This is a genomic window from Dietzia sp. DQ12-76, from assembly GCF_014145045.1.
GTDB lineage: Bacteria > Actinomycetota > Actinomycetes > Mycobacteriales > Mycobacteriaceae > Dietzia.
Genome location: NZ_JAALDV010000181.1, coordinates 1 through 3048 on the forward strand (window position 1 = coordinate 1; position 3048 = coordinate 3048).

At 71.2% G+C, this 3048-nt stretch carries 3 protein-coding genes; 1 reads left to right on the forward strand and 2 read right to left on the reverse strand.

Annotation, left to right across the window (positions count from 1 at the left end):
• On the forward strand, positions 1-697 hold a 697-nt coding region (locus tag G6019_RS07540; RefSeq protein ID WP_309230183.1), incomplete at its 5' end, for a DUF3515 domain-containing protein.
• A gap of 9 nt (positions 698-706) precedes the next feature.
• Here the strand turns inward: G6019_RS07540 and G6019_RS07545 are convergent.
• Both G6019_RS07545 and G6019_RS07550 read right to left on the reverse strand, forming a co-directional pair.
• Entirely contained in the window at positions 707-1813 is a 1107-nt protein-coding gene (locus tag G6019_RS07545; protein ID WP_107756669.1) for a D-alanine--D-alanine ligase family protein, read from the reverse strand.
• 10 nt (positions 1814-1823) lie between these two features.
• A complete protein-coding gene (locus tag G6019_RS07550) occupies positions 1824-2822 on the reverse strand; it encodes an NAD(P)H-dependent glycerol-3-phosphate dehydrogenase (protein WP_107756670.1) in 999 nt (332 codons plus the stop codon).
• Between the last annotated feature and the right edge of the window lie 226 nt (positions 2823-3048).

Consider the following 3048-nt stretch of genomic DNA (forward strand, 5'->3'; position numbering starts at 1 on the left):
TAGCGGCCGCGACCCGGGCGGCCGATCGCAGGAGAGAGGACGACTCGAGGTGCGCACCACGGAGACGAACTCGGGGGACCGGCACGACGCGAGGTCATCCGGTTCATCCGGGCCCGCGGCATCGCAGGACCTGACGCCCGACGGTGGACACCGACCACCGGTCTCGACCGTCGTCGTGATCGCGGCGGTCCTGATCCCGCTGGTGTTGCTCGCCGTGGTCCTGGTTCTGGTGCGCAGTATGAGCGACGAGGCCGCCGAGACCGCCGCGAGCGAGCCCGTCACCGCGGTGAGCATCCCGGCCCCCGGCGCCGGATCCGAGGAGTGCCTGTCGCTTCTGGAGTCTCTCCCGGAGTCCCTGGGCGAGGCCGACCGCGTCCCGTTCGTCGAACCCGCGCCCCCGGGCGCGGCGGCGTACCGGTTGCCCGACGCCGAGACCGTCGTCGTCCGCTGCGGTCTGCCCGCACCGCCGACCTTCACGGTCGGGTCGACGCTCCAGGAGGTCAACGGTGTGCAGTGGTTCAACGATCCGGACCCGGACCCGGCCGTGACGTCGTCCACCTGGGTGGCCGTGGACCGGCCGGAGTACATCGCGGTCACGCTCCCCGCGACCGGCGGCACGGGCCCGATCCAGGACCTGTCGGACGCGCTCTCCGCCGTCCTCGAGGCCGTGGAACCGCGGCCCGCGCCGATCAGCTGACGCGCGCGGTCAACACCCGGCCAGCGCGGTCCGCACGAGGGTGTCGAGCAGGGTCCGGTAGTCGACTCCGGAGGCCGCCCACATCTGTGGGTACATCGATATCGGGGTGAATCCCGGCATGGTGTTGACCTCGTTGATCACCGGCCCGTGGTCGGTGACGAAGAAGTCGACGCGGCTCAGCCCACGCGCGTCCAGGGCGTGGAACGCCTCGACGGCCAGGGCCCGAAGGCGATCGGTCTCCGCGGCGGGGAGCCGCGCGGGCAGGTCGAACGTGCAGACGTCGTCGAGATACTTCGTGTCGAAGTCGTAGAAGGAGTCGCCCTCCGTCTCGCCGTCCAGACCGGTCGGCTCCCCGGGGATGTGCAACTCGGCGGGCAGGCTCGCCTCCACCCGGCCGTCCGGATACTGCAGAACGCCGCATTCGACCTCGCGACCCACGATGGCCGCCTCGATGATGACCTTGGGGTCGAACCGGCGGGCCTCGGCGATGGCCGCGTCGAGTTCTCCCCGGTCGCTGACCTTGGTGATCCCGATGGACGACCCACCGCGGGCGGGCTTGACGAACAACGGCAACCCGAGCCGGTCCACCTCCGACTCCGGCACCGGCCCCGACCCGGGACGCAACACGACCTGCTCGCCGATCGGCAGTCCGGCCGCACCCAACACCACCTTGGTGAACTCCTTGTCCATTCCGGCCGCGCTGGCGAACACCCCCGGGCCCACGTATGGGACGCCCGAGAGCTCCAACAGCCCCTGGACGGTGCCGTCCTCCGCATGGGTGCCGTGCATGACGGGGAACACCACGTCCACCCGGGCCACCTCGTCGCCGGCGCGCTCACCGTCCAGGAACCGCAGGACCCCGCGGTCGTCGGCGGACAGGCCGAGTGCCACCCGGGGTCGACCCGGGTCGACCTCCGGCAGCACACGGTCGATGATCCGCAGGCCCGAGACGTCGTCGGGACCCAGGGTCCACGTCCCCGATCCGGTGATCCCGACCGGGACCACCTCGTAGACGGCTGGGTCGAGGTGTGCCATGACGGCACCGGCGGACACGCAGCTCACGGAGTGCTCCGAGCTACGCCCGCCGTACAGGACGGCAACGGTGATGCGATTCACCGGGCCGAGGCTACTCGGGCTTGGTGCTGCGTCTCATGAGGCGCACCGCCACCTCGACGGCGTCGCCCCCCTCGTGGCAGATCTCGTGGACGGCCTCGGTCAGGGGCATCTCGACCCCTACCTGCCGGGAGAGCGCACGGATCGACGTACAGGACTTGACCCCCTCCGCGACCTGGCCGTTGGTGGCCTCCTGTGCCTGCTCCAGGGTCTCGCCCCTGCCCAGTCGCTCTCCGAAGGTGCGGTTGCGGGACAGCGGCGAGGTGCAGGTGGCGACCATGTCGCCGAGACCCGCGAGCCCCGCGAAGGTCATCTGGTTGGCTCCGAGCGCCACTCCCAGCCTCGTCGACTCCGCCAATCCGCGCGTGACCAACGAGGCCATGGTGTTGTCGCCCAGGCCCATGCCGGAGGCGATCCCACACACGAGCGCGATGACGTTCTTGGTGGAACCGCCGATCTCGCAGCCCACCACATCGGAGTTCGTGTACGGCCGGAAGTAGGGGGTGGCGAAGGCGTCCTGCAGGCGGGCGGCACGGTCGGCGTCCGTGCAGGCGATGACGGTCGCCGCGGGCTGACCCTCGGCGACCTCCCGCGCGAGGTTGGGGCCGGACAGCGCGGCGATCCTGTCCGGCGTCAACCCCGTCACCTCTGCGACGACCTCACTGATACGCATCAGCGTCCCGGTCTCGATACCCTTCGCCAGCGAGATGACCCCGGCGTCGGGCTCGAGGAGGTCGACCCACGTCTCGAGGTTTCCCCTCAGGCTCTGGGACGGGACGGCCAGGACGACCTCGTGGGAGCCCGCGAGGACCTCGGCGGGGTCCGTCGAGGCGGTGACCGTCGCCGGCAACACGGTCTCCGGCAGGTACTTCTCGTTGCAGTGACGCTCGTTGATCCCGAGTGCCACCTCGTCACGGCGGGCCCACATCACGACCTCCGACCCCGCGTCCGCGAGGACCTTCCCGACGGCGGTCCCCCACGACCCCGCACCCATCACCGCGACCCGCGCCATTTCGCCTCCCGGCTCGTCGTTCACCACCGGGGCCCTCGCCGGTGGATCGTGAGCAAACGCTACCCGGCCCGGCGCGCGCGCGAGGCTCTGCTGGCAGGATGGCGGGCGATGACTACGGTGTCGGGGCACGGGGCGGCGGACGGCGGGTGGACGATCGTCGTCCCCGTCAAGGCGCTCGACCGCGCCAAGAGCCGACTCGCCCGCGCAATGCCCGCGTCCGACCGCC

Coding starts and splice junctions, on each gene's coding strand:
- G6019_RS07550 (WP_107756670.1), bottom strand. CDS start 2,822: ATGGCGCGGGTCGCGGTGATGGGTGCGGGGTCGTGGGGGACCGCCGTC.